This window comes from Bacillus sp. TH19 (assembly GCF_016651075.1).
Lineage (GTDB): Bacteria > Bacillota > Bacilli > Bacillales > Bacillaceae_G > Bacillus_A > Bacillus_A mycoides.
The window spans coordinates 2396677-2414326 of record NZ_JAEKEO010000007.1 but is presented as its reverse complement, the minus strand read 5'-3'; the positions used below and the strand labels follow the sequence as shown (position 1 = coordinate 2414326).

The window sequence follows — 17650 nt, the reverse complement described above, 5'->3', positions numbered from 1 at the left end:
CCTCTTTCTTAAGTGTTTATTTTATTATTTGAACTAATTCTTGTACTAAATTAGGATCAATTTCAGAAAGACATGACTTACCTTCTCTAACCGCTGTACCTACATGCGCCTGCGTAATTCCAGTTTCATCTAGCAATTGTTTTACATTCTTTTTCTTTACTCCGCTTCCGACAACAAGCTGTATATTCCCTTCACTTTCCTTTTGCATTGCTGCAAGAACCGGAATATTATCTACTACATTTCCTTGTCCGCCTGAAGTTAAAACGTGAGTAACTTTATTGAATTTCTTCAAAACTTTCATCGCTTCTACTGGATTTTCTGTATCATCTATCGCACGGTGATACGTTACATTTATTCCATCTACAACAGATAATAAATCTACTAATTTCTCTTCATCAACTTCATTTTGTTCATTTAACACACCTAATACAACACCAGCAGCTCCAAGATTTTGAGCAACTACAATATCTGCTTTCATCATTTCAATTTCTTCTTCCGTATATGTAAAAGACTTCGCATGCGGACGAATCATAACATGAACTGGTATTTGCACTGCTTCTACTGCTTTTTTTATAAAAGCATAGCTCGGTGTTAAACCACCTTCTGTATATGATGAAATGAGTTCAATTCGATTTCCACCAGCCTTTTCAATTCGCTTCACATCTTCTAAACAAGTTGCAATAACCTCTAGCATGAGATAACCTCTTTTCGTACTTTTTTCTTATTATACAGTAGGTGAAATAAGAAACATAGCATTCCACTATAAAACTATAAAAAGAAGAATGAAAAGAAAGATTTATTGAATTGATAATAAATATCATATATGTTATGTTTCCCTTAAAATTATAAATTCTTATATCCTTATAAAAGGAAAGAAATATATGATTCTTACAAAAAAACGGTTCGTTATCTCTAGTTCATTTATTGTAATTGCATCACTTTGCGCGATTACTTTATTAACAAAACAAAATACAAAACTAGATTCCTCAACTTCAAGTATAGAAACAGAAACGATTACCCTTTCATCAAGCAATAAAGAAGAAACTCAAACCTTTCGTTCATCTTCATTTAATAACTCAACTGTATTCAGAGGCGATACTGGTACAGGCTTTGACTTTAGTGGCCAAGGTGACTTACATATTACAATTAAAAATACTAGTACAAACAGTTTTACCTATTCAATTAAATTCAAAGAAGATCGTTTAGTCAAACACACGTTACAGCCAAATGAAAGTGAATCCTTTCCTTTACGTTCACTCATCGCCAATCCTTTACCAGGTGAGTATTCATTATTTGCACATAATCAAGACGGTTCTGAAAGTAGTATGAATCTTGAAGTGCAGCCACAATAGAACAAAATAAAAAGGCTATCCTCTTATCAAAAGAATAGCCTTTTTATTTTGTAAAACGAGAATTCCCTCTTCTTTGAACAATGACATAATACATGGAATTATATCAACGATTCAACATAGAATACCGATTCACCGACAACGAAAAGCCTGTTCCTGAACGGAACAGACTTTATATTTCTTCATTACGACCGAAACGCCGCATCCGCCAGCATAGACAGTGTTGCATCATCCATCGGCGGATTGTGTAGTCCTGCTCTTACGTTTAAATAATAACGATGAAGCGGATTTTTTTCTGATAAACTTTTCGCCCCGACAATACGCATTGCTTTATCTACAATAGATATTGCCGCGTTCGTTACAACATATTTTGCAGCTGCTAGTTCGGCTTGCAATGATAATTTATCTTCTGCCTCATCGTATTTTTTCGCAATTTGATATAAAAAGACACGAGCTTGCATAAGCTCAAGTTCTAATTCTCCAACTAACCTTCTAACATTCGGTAATAAACTTATAGAATGATTTAAACTGTTTGGCTTGTATGATACCGCAAACTGAACTGCATAATTTCTTGCTGATTGTGCAATTCCTAAATAACATGCTGGTATATGTAGCAACCAGCCAATACCCTTAGCTTTAACTTTTGAACCCTTTATATCAGTGAAAAAGCGATCTGGTATCTCTACATTTTGTAAAACGAGATCATGGCTCGCAGTTCCTCGCATTGCGATGCTATCCCACGTTTCTTCAATTGTCACGCCTTGCGTATTCTTTGGAATGACAAACTCTCCGATATCTTCCTGGCCTTCAATACTTGCTGAAATGATAAAATAATCAAGTACTGGTGCCATTGTCGTAAACGTTTTTCTTCCATTTATAATCCACTTCTCACCTTTTTTGACAGCTAACGTCTCTGGTTTCCCGCCGCGCGTAGGACTACCTGTATTCGGCTCTGTCGCTGCTCGATTAAAAAGCGCACCATTACGTACTTCTTCACAAAACCAAGTGAACATTTCCTCATTCCAAGAACGATTTTCAGCTAATTCCTTTACAATGCCAAGGTGCCATCCAATCGATAATGCGGTAGCACCGCAGCCTTCTGCTATTTTCTCTTGAAATAAAACGAAGTCATATAAAGAAATCGCATTGCCTCCCAATTCTTTTGGCAACGTTAATTTCGTATATCCGATATCTTTCAAATTATTAATATTTTCATACGGAAATGATCCTAATTCACTTAGTTGATGCTCCCTTTCCATGAACTTCGGAATCAATTTATTTATTTGTTCAATAACTAAAGATTGTTCTTCTGTTTCAACAAATGAGAGTGCCATACATAATCTCCTTTATGTCCGATTCATAAACCGTTCATTTTGTCATTATGATTATATGAAGTTACTTCTCTATTGTTTCACTATTCCGATAAAAATACAATGCTTTTGAACAATAAGAAAAGTTCCTATAAAAAAGATAGGTTCTTTTCTTATATTAATCCCCTTTCAATGCCTTTAATGGCAAAGAGGTTACATATCCAATATACGAGCATAATTCTTTAAAAAAGAAAGGGATTTCTGTATCTAACGTTTTATACGCTGACGTTGGAGTTGGTGATGCATACGCTTCAATTTTAATATGTTTTGCAATTTTCATTGCACGTTTCATATGAAGTGGATCACTCACAATCGTATATGTGCGTATTCCGTTCTCTATTCCAACTTGCTTTGCGTTCTTTAAATTGTCCTCTGTGAAAAGGGATTTTGTTTCAATTAGAATATCCTCTTCTTTCACACCATGTTTCAGTGCATACACTCTAGCAGTACGCGCTTCCTCAAGCTCTGCCTCAAACTTTGTACCACCTGTGAAAATAATCTTTTTAATATTACCGTTCTTATATAAGGAAATTGCATGATTAATTCTTTCTTTAAATACAGGAGATGGTTTTCCGTTCCATGAAGCTGCTCCCAGCACGATACCAGCATCTGTCTTCACACCATCATCTGTTTTAAAGCGATAACTCCAAATATCGTAAGCTGCATAACTTACATATAAAATAATAGAACAAATCATAAGCAAGAATACTTGCAAGATTCTTCTTTTCTTACTTTTCTTATTTTCTTTCATTTATAACTGCCTCCGTACATCATCCATACTTCTATATAAAAACGTATATATCAAATCATTTTGTTTGAATTTGTTTAAAAGAAGGAATTTTTCTTATCATATATATGCATTAAAGGGTTTTCATTTAAAATTGAGGATTATCAATTCATTTTTCGTTTGCGGTTTTCATTACATTTATGTAATTTATAAGTTTATTACCATACAACTACATTGTAACGAATTTTTTATCATAATGGAATGATGAAACAAAAGAAGTAACTATTTTGTAAGAAAAAAGGTATATTTTTCAACTAGACGATCAATACACCTTTCTTAATATGAATTATCGTTTTTCTTTATACGATTCTAATTTTTCTAATAACCGTTCCTTTACAGCTGGCCATTCACTTGCAATTACACTGTATACAACTGCATCTCTAACATGTCCACTCGGTAATTTTCTTTCGTTTCTAAGTACACCCTCTTTTACTGCGCCGAGTCTTTCAATTGCTCTTTGTGCTTTTTCATTTCGTGCATCCGTCTTAATTTGTACCCTCCGCATATGCAACTTTTCAAAAGCATATTGTAATAACATGTACTTACATTCCGTATTCATACTCGTACGTTGCACACTTGGGTCATACCACGTTTTCCCTAATTCCACCGTCTTATCTTCAACTGAAATGTTATATAAGCGTGTACTCCCTACTATTTCATTTGTCTTTTGATCAACAACAACAAATGGCAAATCCTTCCCTGCCCCATAAGCTTTTATCGCCTTTTGAACATATTGCTGCATATCTTGAACAGTATCCATTTTAGAGATTAAATACGCCCAAATATCTCGATTTCCTTCCACGATTGAAAACATTTTTTCGACATCATTGCTATCCATTAACCGTAACTTTGCTCTTTCGTGAATAATTTCCATTTGTAAGCCCCCTTTGTTGTAACTATATCATACTCTTTTACCGTTATATCGTTATATAAGAACGTGAAATTATTTTTATATCAAGGAATAAAATATATCTTTAAAATAAAAAGTGCGATGCCTTTTATTCAAGCATCGCACTCATAAATTGAATTGAAATTTACTTCTTTTCCATTACTGCAAAATAATTATTTTCGCTATCTGCAAAATTAAATATTCTACCTGAAGGCATATTTACAATTTCTCCGACTGTAACGTTTTTGTTTACTAAATCACTATATAAACGATCGAATTCTTTTGAGAAGAACATTAAAGAAGGTGTGCCAAGATTTAACTCCGGCTGCATTTTAGCAATTAGCTCCTTATTATGGAGAATAATACTTGTTTCAGCTTCTTTAGTTGGAGCAATTTCAATCCATCGCATTCCTTGACCGTTATCTTCCTCTGAAATGACAATAAATCCTACTTTTTCTGTCCAGAATTCCTTCACTTCATCTTGGTTATTTACATACAACATGATTTGACCAACATTATTAATCATTTATTTTAACGCTCCTTTATAAACAATTTTTATTAAACTCCATACACTTACACCTAATTATCACCGAAAATAAAGTTGCGGTGCAAAAATCTATTTCAGCGACTCCAATCGCTCGTTCAAACGATCCCAAGTTTCGGTGATACCTTGTAGCATGCCCATGTCCATAACAGTCTTAAGAGCTTCTTCGGAAACATATTCAGCACGGTTTATTAGCTTTGTCTTTCCACCTAAATCGATGAATTCCAATGTCATCTCGGTTGACGGCATAGAATCATTTACATTGCCTTCAGCATCCGAAAAGTAATCGGTGTAGACAATTTTCTCTGGCTCAATAATCTCTTTATAAACTCCTTTGCCCCATGATTCCATACCAAAAAATTGCCCCAGGTTCTGATCGACACACTTCATACAGTAGTGCCAAACGCCTCCCGGACGGAAGTCGACAGTGCATGCTGGAATTTCCCAGCCCCTTGGTCCCCACCAGTGTTTCAAATGCTCTGGTTCTTTAAACATACTGAATACTAAATCGCGCGGCGCATCGAAAACGCGCTCCAGTACTAATACCCGATCGTTCTCTACTCTCGATACCATTGTATTATTTGACATTTTAATTCCTCCTTAAATATGAACTGATTTTATGACTTTTCCTTGTTTTGCAATTCCTTCAAATACTCATCTAAATTATCGAATCTCTCTTCCATCACACGCTTAAATGACTGCACCCAACAATCAAGTGCTTGGAAAGGCTCAGGTCGGAGCTTGTAAATCCGGCGATTAGCTTCAGCCTGCACTTCCACAATTCCAGTATCACTTAGCACTTTTAAGTGTTTTGAAGTTTGTGGTTGCCTTAATCCTAGCTGGTCGGCAATTTCCCCAACAGTTAGAGGACCGTCACGCAACAGTTCAACGATATTCATACGATTCGGTTCAGATAAGGCACTCAGCGTCGCCATGTTCACGCCCGGAATTTTCCCCGACATATCACTCACCTCGTTAAGTGATGGTCTCCGGTTATAACACATCAATATCATCACTAATATTATTTTCCTGTTGAATCGATCATAACCAAAGAGGAATATTCCCGTCAAGGAATATTCGAAAACTAAAGTAATACCACATCGTTACTTAATAATAAGAATGGATTAAAAACATTTCACAAACCTATGTTTTACGATAAAGTGGTGCTTTAGTCAGTGGGTTTTGGAACGATTTTCGCGAAGGCTTTGTTTTTATTTGGTCCAAGAAAGCTTTAACACTTTTAATACTATTTAACGCTACAGTATTTTTTTTCACCTTTTTATTTGATAGTTTAGGCGTTTTATTGGCAAAAAATATGGGTATACGTGCTAGTTTGTTTGGAATCTTTATAAGTATCATTGGGTTAGGCCCTTTAGTCGGAGCTATAACCATTGGAAAATAGGGAAATACAATAAACAAAATAAATATCTTAAACGGTTCGGCTTTATATCGAGCAATTTATTTTTATGGTAATCATTTGGGTTTTTATTGGTATATTTATCGCTTCTATCTCTGTATGCTATAGTTACTTACTTCAAATCTAAACCCCTGCAAGATTAATGGAAAAAGTAATTAGTACCGCAAATACAATGGTCCACGGCGCTATGGTTATTTCACCTACATTAGGTTCACTTTTAGCCCTATGGATAAAGTTTTTCTACTCGCAGGAGTTTTAATCACAAGTATTGGTATGATTATTTACTTAGCTCATACGTTATTTATGAAAAAACAGCTGGAGTTACTATAGAACATAATTAAAGTTATGCCATTTTCTGATTTGAATAATCGGAAAATGGCATAACTTCAGAAACTTAAGGCTACATTTTTAAAGCAACAAATAAGCAATCGGCGTAATAATAAGCAACGTTAAAATCGTTCTTTGCACATATAAAATAATAAGTTCAGATACTTTTAACGGAATATCTGTCGATAATATACAAGGGATTGATGCGGAGAAAAACAAAATGGATGAAACGGACACAACCGCAATAACAAACTTTGTAACAAGCGGTGCACTTACAACTAAAAGAGAAGGTAAAAACATTTCTGCAATACCAACTGATGCTGCTTTTGCAGCTAGTTCCGCTTCTGGAAGCTGTAAAGCCCATGTAAATGGATAAAAAATATAACTAATCCAATCAAATATTGGCGTAAACTTTGCTAAGACGATTCCAATTAGCCCTACTGACATAATCGATGGTAAAATTCCCATTGTCATTATAAATCCGTCTTTTAAATTCACTGCGATATTTTTCATAATACTTGGCGCAGATTTCGATACTTCTAATGCATCTTCCCAAGCTCGCTCTAACATTTTCTCTTTATAAACGGGCTCTGGGAATCCTTCTTTCGTAATATATGTATCTGGTTTTCTACTAAGAGGCGGGATTCTTACGGTGATAGCGGTCACGATGAATGTTACAACAAGAGTAGTCCAAAAGTAAACATTCCATAAATGCATAATGTCTAATGTTTTTGCGATGATGATCATAAATGTAGCGGATACTGTAGAAAAACCTGTAGCGATAATTGCTGCTTCTTTCGTCGTATACTTTCCTTCTTTGTACACTCGATTCGTAATAAGAAGTGCAAGCGAATAACTCCCCACAAAGGAAGCCACCGCATCGATTGCTGAGCGCCCAGGTGTTTTCCATAACGGTCTCATAATCGGACGACAAAACGTGCCGATAAACTCAAGCAATCCGTATCCGACTAATAACGCTAAAAAGGCCGAGCCGATTGGAACGAGTAAACTTACTGATATAACTAACTTCTCATACAAAAACGGTCCAACATCTGGCGCAAAGAACCAAGCTGGTCCTACTTTCAAACAATATAATATGCCAAAAACAACACCTACTACTTTTAAAATAGAAAAACAAATGTCTACGATAGATGCATTCCACTTCTTCGTATAAAATGGATAAATTGCACCAATTACCATAACAAGCAGTGCATAATAAGGTACTACCGAAGGAACCGTAGCTCTTATCCACGATACGATATGATCAATCATAATAGACGAAGCACCGTTTATCGTAACAGGAACAAAAAACATAAACACACCAACTAGACTAGCAAGTATAAACCGAAGTATAATCCCCTTCTCTCGCCCTGTCTTAATTACATTACTTTTTAACTCAATTTCATTCAAAATTAGACACCTCCTATTATCTAAATATTCTGTATAATAACGTCGGATTCCTTCTTTTAATTCGAATATTTAATCATGTAAAAAAGCCTATTTTGAAATATACAATCAAAATAAGCTTTTTCTATTACCTCTTATAATCATCCACAATTACTTGAATTACACGATAAGATTCTTCTGCCACTATCTTATTACTAGTCTTATTCGCATCATATGTAATTAACGCCTTCCAAAGCGCCCATCCTCTCGCTCTATTCCACGTTTCTTCATCCATGCGCAATACTTCTTTAAATACGTTTCTACTATTCTTATCAAAAAATGTCCATGCCATCGCTGCATCACAAGCCGGATCTCCTACTCCTAAAATACCAAAATCAATTACGGCACAAAGTTTTCCATCCTTAACGAGTAAGTTTCCTGGTGCAACATCTCCATGAATCCAAACTGGTTTGTGGTCCCATGTTGAACGAAGTGCTACATTCCAAAGATGCTTTAATAATGTCTCATCAAAAACATCCTTATTATTTTCAATAGCCACTCTCGCTTCTTCATCGTATACAGATATAAGCCCGCCTCGGTAAAAATTATGTTCTCCAGCTATTGGCCCGTTACTCGCATCAATTGATTGTAGCTCTATTAAAAATGCTCCTAAGTCCGCCGCAAATTCATCTAAGTCACGAACATTTTCTTTCGTGACTGTCTCTCCCTCGATCCACTTATTAATAGACCAAGGCCATGGATACTCTTCAGTCGGATTCCCTTTCGCAATTGGTGCAGAAATTTGTAAAGAAAGTCCCTTACTTAATATAGGTAACCAAGTGTTTTCTTTCTCTACTTGCGGTGCATATGCTACATCACTTGGTAATCTGACACTCATCTCATCCCCTAAGTGAAACGTCCTATTATCATGCCCACTAAACTTTACAGGTTTCACTTCTAAATGGGCCCATTCGGGAAACTGTTGTTGTATTAACTTCTTAACTAAACTTACGTTAATTAGATTCATTCACTTTCTCCTTTTCTTTTGAAACTTACTAAGTCCATCCGTACTACCGATATATTCAAAACCACATCGCTTATAAAAACCATTCAACGTTTGGTTATGCCCAACACAATCTAACTTCAAATACTCTTTATCACTTTGCACATTCTCTTCTATCCAATGCAAAATCCATTCTCCTATTCCATTCCCCTTATACTTCCGTTTCACCGCAAATCTATGAATATATAATGAATCAGAAGCTTCCTCTTTACCAAAAATATGTTCATCCCATTCATTTTGTTTAGGAGAAGCTGTAACCGTACCAACTATTTCATCTTCTTTCATAACAACATATGTATATTTCTCTCTTATACATTCTAGTATTTCAGCCGTAGCTTCCTCTCCTAAAAGATACTGCCACTGATCCACTTCTTTATATTGTAGCCATTGTGCTACTTCTTTTAATAAAATGATAATACTATCACTTTGATCTTCAGTAGCAATTCGAATTGTATATTCTTTACTTATATTTCTCTCCATATTGCCGTTCCCCTTTCAAATTGCTACCATACTGACATACGAGTCCTTCCATCATTTTCATCTGTAATATATTCTACATAAAATCCTTGATTCAGTGCGTTTTCATATATCATTTCAATCTCTTCTTGGTTTTTTGCATAAATTTGTATGTAATCACCATCCGCTACTAATACGACTACTTCACACTTACTCTTCTTAAATTCTTCATATGTTTCAATTTCTCCTAGTACTTTCCCTTTTGGATATGCTTTTAAGTCTACAAATAAAAGATAATATATGTTATCTTTTATTAGCTTTTTTAATTCTGATCCTTCCATGATCTCGTTATCTTCTGAAAATAATTCTGGACCTAATTCATTCCCTATTATTGTATAAGCTTCCTCCCTTCCCATGACTTGCCAATCAAATGCAGTAATATCAATTGGCTTTAACACTTTCCAAAGTAAATTATCATATCCATCTAGAATATCTACTGTAATCCCTCTTTTCATATGTCTGCTCCTAGCTTATTTATTTTTGTTTCATACATTATATATCAAATTTAATTACTATATTTTGTCGATACCTATGCACATCATAAAAAACCGCTCCACTACTAGTGAAACGGTTTCCTTCTGCTTACATTTACATATCTTATTCAATTGTTGCACCGCGTTTTAAAATAATTTCTAATATGTTCAGCACATCAGCCATTCATTTTGAACACTCACTTCGACTTCACAAAATAATATAAAAACCACACCGCATGATTTTGTTCATCTGCAGCTATTCTGCGCAATAACTCTTTCATAGATGCATCTGCTGCTTCATCTGAAATTTCCAAGTAAAAATCTACGGTCTTTTGCTCATCTTGTATAGCGAACTCTAATCCCTGTAAGTACGTATTAGGGCAATTTTCCGTAATCTGTGGTTTCGGCTGTCTGCCAGTTAAATTCGTATAGATTTGTACAAAATGATGAAAATGCCTTATTTCATCATTACGAATTTCAAGAATTTGTTTTTGTTCTACTTGATTTGGAGCCATGTTAGCTAATTTTGCATAGCAGCTTATAGCGCTATACTCTCCGTTTATAGCTTTTTCAATATCACTAATTAGCTTATCATTCTGTCTATACCAATTATCATAATTCGAATTATACATCGTATCCCCTCCGTTATTTCACATAACATTTTATGCATTTTGAAATAGTAGGAGCATGTATACAAAAAAGAACCGCAAATCCAAACTCTTCGATTACCTTTAAAATATTGAAGAACCTATCTATCACTGCTTTATTTTCTTATAGAGTAATAATGAGTTCACAAAAAAAAACGGTTCACTATTAGTGAACCGTTTTTTATCTATTACACGTATCATTCCATTTTATTTATACACAATTTTAAAATACGAATAAATAGTTAACACATAATATCCAACATAAATTATACAATATGCACCACTACTAATTAAAATAGGAGTAATGATGTTATATATAGGCATGTTGTTTATTATTGGTATCGCAAATAAGCTATGAACAAGTCCGACTATTAGAGGTGAAATAAAACTAAAGCTAACTTGCTTCGAAATTGACTTTCTTACCTCTTTTTTCGTAACACCTATTTTACGAAGAGTTTCATAATATCTCTGATTAGCATACGCTTCAGATAATTGTTTATAATATATAATTGAACCTGTCGCCAATACAAATATAACCCCTAAAAAACTTCCAATAAATAACGCAACTCCATACAGTTGCATAAAATCTCCATTTGTTTCAGATTGCCCTACATAATACCCTGCTGCGACTGTACTAATTGCAGTTAAAGCTGTAGCGCTTAATATAGCAATTATTGCAAGTAACTTAGCGTTTCCTTTTACTCGGTATAGTAATTGCGAAATGTTTATTATATTTATACCGCTATAAAATATTTCTCTTTTACTTCTAATTTTCTTTAAAACAATAACTGTATAAGAAGTGAATAGAAAATATGTCCCAAAAACAACTAAAAACAAAATAAAAACTGGAATCATTATAGGATTTATAATAGGGTTCATAGGATCAATGGGATTCCGCACAATATTTACTACTTCACGGAAGAAGCCTGCTAGTATATATCCTAATCCCATTAAAATAAGACCTATATACGCCCTAGGTACAGAACCTTTTGGCATCCGTTCTCCTTGATGATTAGCTTGAAACATTTCAATCAATGGAAATTTATAAATAATGCGAGAGTTTTTCCATGCTGTATATAATAAAATAGATAAAAAGACGATGAACGTGTCTATTATCGCTTTTATAGATAACTCGAAATGAATAGGTACATTTAATTTCATTAAACTCATTAGCAGTTCTAAAAATAACTTAAAACTCATACTGCCAATCAGTATGCCAACTACTAAAGCAACGCCTCCCATTATCATAGTCTCACAAAATAACATCGTACCAATTTGTTTTTTAGTTATTCCTAGTAAAGAATATAATCCTACCTCTTTTTTTCGTTTCCTTATAAAAAAATTAGTAGAATAAATAATAAATATAGCTATAAAAATAATGAGAATCACTTTTGAAGATTGAAGAACACTATTAATCATCACATTATTAACCATTTCTTTTTTTATTTGAGTACTATATCGAAGTGATGCAAATATAAAATAGATAAGCATACTTGAAGCTAACGATACAAAATAGAGTATATACTCTTTAAAATTACGCCGTATGTTACGTTGAACTATATTAAATAAATTCATTTATCTTAACCTCCAGGAAATGATTGATGCAAAATATTACAAAGGGCAATGCTAGATAAGGTCACCAGCCATCCCTCCAGAAATGGAAGACATTACATCAATGATTTGTTGAAAAAAAGAGTGAATACTCGCAGGAGTATTTACTCTTTTTTGAAAACACCTTACTAAAAAATTACCCTGTTCACTTATTCATACCGCAGACACTCAATCGGATCCAATTTAGCCGCTTTATTAGCCGGCAGTATGCCAAAGACAATACCAATTGACATCGATATTCCAACTGAGAGTAATCCAAGACTTACAGAAATAACTAGTGGCCATTCACCTATTGACGAAGCGATCCAAGCAAAAAACATACCTAATCCAAAACCAATCGCCCCGCCTAATGACGTTAAAATACATGCTTCGATGAGAAATTGTGTTAATATTTTTCCTCTCGTTGCACCGAGCGCTTTTCGAATACCTATTTCACGTGTACGCTCTGTAACGGATACAAGCATGATATTCATCACACCAATACCACCTACGATTAAGGAAATTCCAGCAATACTAGCAAATACTATTTTCATCGTTCGTGTTGACTCTTCTATTTTTTGACCATATGCTTTCGTATCCTCGACTGTAAAAGAATGCTCAAATTCTGGGGATTTCAATTCATCCAATACAGATATAGCTTGTTTTTCTACAGCCTCTCGCTCACTTGGAGAAGTTAACTTAATTTTCACTGTATCGTATTCCTCAATCCCTGCAATTAAAGGTGCATTGTCGATAGATGTATATCCTTCATACAATTTAAATTGACGTTGAAAACCGTCTTCATATTTGTACACCCCAACAACCTTATATGGTTTTCCTTTTATATCTATATACAAATCATCTTTCCAATTATCAAATAGTGTTTTAAATAAATCTTCAGCTACAATTACAACAGGAATTGGCTTTTTTAGTTCATCCGGTGTTAACTCTCGCCCATGTACCATTTTCATTTTAGAGTCCTGCATAAAGTTTCCTGTTCCCCCATTTAAACTAAAGGAAACATTTTTTGATCCCGTATATACTTTTACGTCCATATGCACATTGGGATACACATCTTTTACACCTCGTATCACTTGCAATTGCTTTACCATATGTGGTGTAATTTTTGCTTTTTCTGTCGGAGAATCCGGGTTGAAGTATTCTATTTTAAGTTCATCCATATGCTGATTCTCTGCAAGTTCCTTTTGCATCTTTGCAGTCTGTCCATCTCCCATTGAAATAATTGTAATAATTGCACTGATTCCAATAATAATGCCTAGCATTGTTAATATAGATCGCATTTTATGCGCAAAAATAGAAGATATGGCCATGCGTATATTTTCATTCGTATTCAAATTTATTCTCTCCAATCTTGTACGATATTGCCGTCATGAATTACAATTTGACGTACTGCTGCTTCTCCGATTTCACGATCGTGAGTAATCATAATAATCGTTGAACCTTGTTTATTTAATTCGTAAAAGAGCTCCATAATTTGTTCACTCGTTTTCGTATCAAGTGCACCAGTTGGTTCATCGGCTAAAATAAATTTCGGATTATTTACAATCGCACGCGCTACAGCAACACGCTGTTTTTGAGCACCTGATAGCTCACTTGGAAGATGGGTAGCACGGTCAGCTAACCCAACTTTCGTTAAAGCAGCTAACGAACGCTCACGTCTTTCTTTTTTATCAACTCCTGCATAAATAAGAGGTAATTCTACATTTTGAAGTGCTGTAAGCCTTGGTAGTAACATGAAATTTTGAAATACAAAGCCGATTTTTTTATTACGAACGTGTGCAAGTTCTGTTTCAGACATGGTTGAAATATTTTGACCAGCTAGCTCATACGTACCTGCCGTTGGTTTATCTAAACAACCGATAATGTTCATTAAGGTTGACTTACCAGAACCAGATGGTCCCATAATGGAAGTGAATTCCCCCTGGTTCAGTATTATATCGATTCCATGTAATATTTGGACGGACTCTGTACCGTTTTGAAAAGATTTCGTGATGCCTTTTAAATGAATCATTTTGTGTTAACCTCCATACCATCTTTTACATTTTTCATAGGTTCAGAGATAATTTGTACACCTTTTTTCACTCCAGAAACTTTTGCTTCATGATTCGTTTCAAATTCAACCGTAACCACTTGTTCTTTCACTTTTCCATCTTTTACAACGAAGACAACATCTTTGTCACCTTTTTTCACCATACTGCTTTTCGGAACGATTGTACCTGTTGCTTCACCTGTTTTGTTTGTCACGTTTACGTGGAAACCGTTTTGTAATCCTTCACTATCGTTCAATGTAACAGTGAATGGATAGCTGGAAACTGTTTTGTTTTCATCCATATTTTTTAATGGTGTGGATCCGATTTCTGTAACTTTTCCTGTCCACGTCTTACTAGATACAGTTTTTGATGAAACTGTTACTTCTTGCCCAATCTTCACACTCGCAAGCTCATATTCAGACAGTTGGCCTTTTACTTTAAATGGACCAGCGTGACGAAGCGTAATTCCGCTCATACCAGCATCATTATTTTTGACAATGTCATCAATTACACCATCAGCCGGGCTCGTTACAGAAAGTGTGTTCACTTTCTCTTTTGCTGATTTAATTATTTCATCAGCTTTTTCTACTTCAAACTTTTTCATTTCAAGTTGCGATTCTAATTGTTGCACTTCGATTTCTGATGCTTTTAACGCTTCCTCAGGAAGACCAGCGTTTTTATCTTTTTTTAGTTTCTGCTTCGCTGAATCCATTTGTTTCTGATGCAATGTTACACCTTGTTTAGTAATAGGGTCATTATATTTAAAAAGAAGCTGTCCTTTTTTACTTCATCACCTTTTTTAGCAGCTAATTCATTCGTACCTTTTGTTGGATCGAATGAAATTGCTTCTATACCATTTGGGATAACTTCGCCACCTAATTTTTGCTCATTCTCTATTTATTTTTCTGTCACTTCATATATTTTATAAGTTTTAACTGGTTCAGATTCTCCTGCAAATGTCATATAAGACCCGACCCCTAAACCAATTGTAATTACACCAACGATGACTAGTTTTTTTGCTTTCTTCATAATATCCTCACTTTTTCATGTGTTTTATTTTTAGAAACTGTATGTCCTCTTCTTTAATAGTTTTTGATATATAAAGCCCCGTACATACTATGTACAATATAAAAAGCCCCACTTTTTCATTACCAGTTCCTCCTTGACCTAACATACGTATAGGGTAGAAAAAACTAGTTAAATAAAAAGTGGGGTAAACATTAAATTTTTATTAAATTCTTGAACTCTCTTCTTTTGGCAATCTTACTTCAAATATTGTTCTAATTATATTACTTTCTGCTGAAATCGTTCCATTATGCTGTTCAACAATATTTTTAGCAATAAATAACCCAAGGCCCGTACCGCCCTGCTGCCCTGTTCTTGCTTTATCACCTGTATAAAGCATGTCAAAAAGATAAGGCAAATCTTCTTCTGGAATGCTATCTCCGTAATTAATAATTTGTACGATAACCTCTCCATTATCAATATATCCATTCATATCAACAAATTGTCCATTATCTCCGTATCTAACTGCATTTGTTACAAGATTTTCAAATACTCGAGCTAACAAATTCCCGTCACCGTAAATATATAAATGAGGATTAACATTCAACCTAGCTTCTAAATGATGTTTCTCCAATAATGGATACAATTCCTCATCTAACTGTATAAGCAACTCACTTATATTAATTGTTTTTTTATCTAACTTTAGCACGCCATAATTCATTCGCGTAATTTCAAATAACTCATCAATTAAACTTTCAAGTCGCTGCGATTTCGCAAATGCAATCATAGAAAAACGTTTAATCTGCTCCTTTGACAAATTCTCATCTTTAAGAATTAAATCTAAATAACCTAAAACTGATGTTAAAGGCGTTCTTAAATCATGTGCTAAGTTAACAATGAGCTGATCTTTACTACTTTCTGCAAAATCACCTCTCTCAACCGCCTCTTTTAATTTTTCACTCGCTATATTAATTTCACGCGCAATCTCGCCAAATTCATCATTTGAAGTAATATGAACTTTCTTTGTAAAATCACCGTTAGCAAGATGGTGAATACCGTTAGAAATTTCATTAAAATATTTTAAGTATGGTTTTGTTAAAAAGAAAAAGAATACAACAGATAGTGGGATAAAACACATTAAAAAGAATTTAATATCTACGATTGGTCTAAATTGGGCTAAGTAATCTTCGTAATGTACCATCGTTCTATAATAAAGCTGTAATACTTTATAGATTATATATGTTCCGCCAGCTGCTAACACCATGCTTAGCGCAAACAAAGCAATCATTTTAAAACGAAAACTTCTCATCATGTTAGCCATTGAAAGTATAACCTACCCCCCATACCGTTTTTATTAACTTATTCTTTCTTGTATCCTCCCCAATTTTTTTTCGTAAAGTACGAATATGTACCGCAACTGTACTTCCCCCATCATAATAATCATCCGCCCACACTTGCTGAAGGATATTTTCCACACTGTACACTTTTTTCGGATGGCTCACTAATAAATATAAAATATCAAACTCTTTTGGGGTTAATTCAATTTGTTCTCCGTATACATTTAGCTTTCGTTGCTCAAGATTAATAACCACTCCACCTACTTCTAAAACGGATTTGTTCTCCTCTACTTTCGGTTGATTTAACGTAAGAAATCGACGTAGTTGTGCATTTACACGCGCAACTAATTCAATTGGGGCAAAAGGCTTTGTCATATAATCATCCGCACCTAGTACAAGACCTGTCACCTTATCAAAATCAGATGTTTTCGCGCTTAGAAAAATGATTGGCATATTATACTTCACACGAATTTGTCGCGTTACTTCATAACCATCCATTTTTGGCATCATAATATCTAAAATAACTAAATCAATTGGTTGCGATTGAATAATAAGAACAGCTTCTTCTCCATCAGTAGCTTTCACAACATGATAACCTTCTTTCTCTAAATGTATCCCAATTAATTCAGCAATTTCCACCTCATCATCCGCTATTAAAATTGAAATCTGCTTCATTTTGCTCTTCCCCTCATTCCTTTTTCATACGTCCAATTTTAAAATAGTCTATTTTGTTTATATCATCTTAAAAGAACATTATTATGAGATTCTTACTTTTTAGAGATAACTTCGAGTACTATATTTCTTCTGCATTTTTTTTGCATGTCTATGTTTTGTTAACTTTGCAACACCCTCTACGATTTCACATTTTATGGTAGAAAATGTAGAAAAACTAACAAAAC

Annotated in this window: 18 protein-coding genes and 1 pseudogene; 1 reads left to right on the top strand and 18 read right to left on the bottom strand. The window is 34.4% G+C overall.

Annotation, left to right across the window (positions count from 1 at the left end):
* Window positions 1–16: 16 nt before the first annotated feature.
* Window positions 17–694 (bottom strand): copper homeostasis protein CutC, encoded by a 678-nt coding sequence (locus tag JFU54_RS16190; RefSeq protein ID WP_201065356.1) that lies wholly within the window; start codon window positions 692–694, stop codon window positions 17–19.
* A 187-nt stretch (window positions 695–881) separates the two neighbouring features.
* Between JFU54_RS16190 and JFU54_RS16185 the strand changes: the two genes are divergently transcribed.
* Window positions 882–1352 carry a hypothetical protein gene (locus JFU54_RS16185; protein ID WP_088039689.1) on the top strand — a complete coding sequence of 157 codons (471 nt, stop codon included), beginning with the start codon at window positions 882–884 and terminating at the stop codon, window positions 1350–1352.
* A 182-nt stretch (window positions 1353–1534) separates the two neighbouring features.
* Here the strand turns inward: JFU54_RS16185 and JFU54_RS16180 are convergent, their stop codons facing one another.
* The 17 genes and pseudogenes from JFU54_RS16180 to JFU54_RS16095 all read right to left on the bottom strand — a co-directional run bounded on the left by JFU54_RS16180 (window position 1535) and on the right by JFU54_RS16095 (window position 17426).
* On the bottom strand, window positions 1535–2683 hold the full coding sequence (locus tag JFU54_RS16180; RefSeq protein WP_088292176.1) for an acyl-CoA dehydrogenase family protein: 1149 nt from the start codon (window positions 2681–2683) through the stop codon (window positions 1535–1537).
* Window positions 2684–2837: 154 nt separating this feature from the next.
* Window positions 2838–3470, bottom strand: a complete 633-nt coding sequence (locus tag JFU54_RS16175; protein ID WP_002033016.1) for a YdcF family protein — start codon at window positions 3468–3470, stop codon at window positions 2838–2840.
* A gap of 322 nt (window positions 3471–3792) precedes the next feature.
* Window positions 3793–4380 (bottom strand): GNAT family N-acetyltransferase, encoded by a 588-nt coding sequence (locus JFU54_RS16170; protein WP_061675630.1) that lies wholly within the window; start codon window positions 4378–4380, stop codon window positions 3793–3795.
* 160 nt (window positions 4381–4540) lie between these two features.
* Window positions 4541–4921 carry a VOC family protein gene (locus JFU54_RS16165; protein ID WP_002033018.1) on the bottom strand — a complete coding sequence of 127 codons (381 nt, stop codon included), beginning with the start codon at window positions 4919–4921 and terminating at the stop codon, window positions 4541–4543.
* Between the two features lie 90 nt (window positions 4922–5011).
* Window positions 5012–5527, bottom strand: coding sequence for an SRPBCC family protein (locus tag JFU54_RS16160; protein WP_201065354.1), 516 nt, complete (start codon window positions 5525–5527; stop codon window positions 5012–5014).
* A gap of 29 nt (window positions 5528–5556) precedes the next feature.
* The gene (locus JFU54_RS16155; RefSeq protein ID WP_201065342.1) at window positions 5557–5901 is read right to left on the bottom strand and encodes an ArsR/SmtB family transcription factor; all 345 of its coding nucleotides are present in this window, start codon (window positions 5899–5901) and stop codon (window positions 5557–5559) included.
* Between the two features lie 863 nt (window positions 5902–6764).
* The gene (locus tag JFU54_RS16150) at window positions 6765–8093 is read right to left on the bottom strand and encodes a YjiH family protein (protein ID WP_201065339.1); all 1329 of its coding nucleotides are present in this window, start codon (window positions 8091–8093) and stop codon (window positions 6765–6767) included.
* 124 nt (window positions 8094–8217) lie between these two features.
* Window positions 8218–9096 carry an aminoglycoside phosphotransferase family protein gene (locus JFU54_RS16145; RefSeq protein WP_201065337.1) on the bottom strand — a complete coding sequence of 293 codons (879 nt, stop codon included), beginning with the start codon at window positions 9094–9096 and terminating at the stop codon, window positions 8218–8220.
* Window positions 9097–9612, bottom strand: a complete 516-nt coding sequence (locus tag JFU54_RS16140) for a GNAT family N-acetyltransferase (RefSeq protein WP_002013649.1) — start codon at window positions 9610–9612, stop codon at window positions 9097–9099.
* A gap of 23 nt (window positions 9613–9635) precedes the next feature.
* Entirely contained in the window at window positions 9636–10103 is a 468-nt protein-coding gene (locus JFU54_RS16135) for a DUF2691 family protein (RefSeq protein WP_002013648.1), read from the bottom strand.
* Window positions 10104–10318: 215 nt separating this feature from the next.
* On the bottom strand, window positions 10319–10753 hold the full coding sequence (locus JFU54_RS16130) for a ferritin-like domain-containing protein (RefSeq protein WP_002013647.1): 435 nt from the start codon (window positions 10751–10753) through the stop codon (window positions 10319–10321).
* A gap of 222 nt (window positions 10754–10975) precedes the next feature.
* Window positions 10976–12343 (bottom strand): FtsX-like permease family protein, encoded by a 1368-nt coding sequence (locus tag JFU54_RS16125; protein ID WP_002165507.1) that lies wholly within the window; start codon window positions 12341–12343, stop codon window positions 10976–10978.
* A 185-nt stretch (window positions 12344–12528) separates the two neighbouring features.
* Window positions 12529–13713: an ABC transporter permease gene (locus tag JFU54_RS16120; protein WP_002165506.1), complete on the bottom strand. Its 1185-nt coding sequence runs from the start codon at window positions 13711–13713 to the stop codon at window positions 12529–12531.
* A 2-nt stretch (window positions 13714–13715) separates the two neighbouring features.
* The gene (locus JFU54_RS16115) at window positions 13716–14390 is read right to left on the bottom strand and encodes an ABC transporter ATP-binding protein (protein ID WP_201065334.1); all 675 of its coding nucleotides are present in this window, start codon (window positions 14388–14390) and stop codon (window positions 13716–13718) included.
* A pseudogene (locus tag JFU54_RS16110) lies at window positions 14387–15438 on the bottom strand (efflux RND transporter periplasmic adaptor subunit). The gene JFU54_RS16115 and the pseudogene JFU54_RS16110 overlap by 4 nt, the downstream one beginning before the upstream one ends.
* Window positions 15439–15640: 202 nt before the next feature.
* Window positions 15641–16735, bottom strand: a complete 1095-nt coding sequence (locus JFU54_RS16100) for a HAMP domain-containing sensor histidine kinase (RefSeq protein ID WP_002165502.1) — start codon at window positions 16733–16735, stop codon at window positions 15641–15643.
* Entirely contained in the window at window positions 16728–17426 is a 699-nt protein-coding gene (locus JFU54_RS16095; RefSeq protein ID WP_002013637.1) for a response regulator transcription factor, read from the bottom strand. Before JFU54_RS16095 ends, JFU54_RS16100 begins: the two co-directional genes overlap by 8 nt.
* Between the last annotated feature and the right edge of the window lie 224 nt (window positions 17427–17650).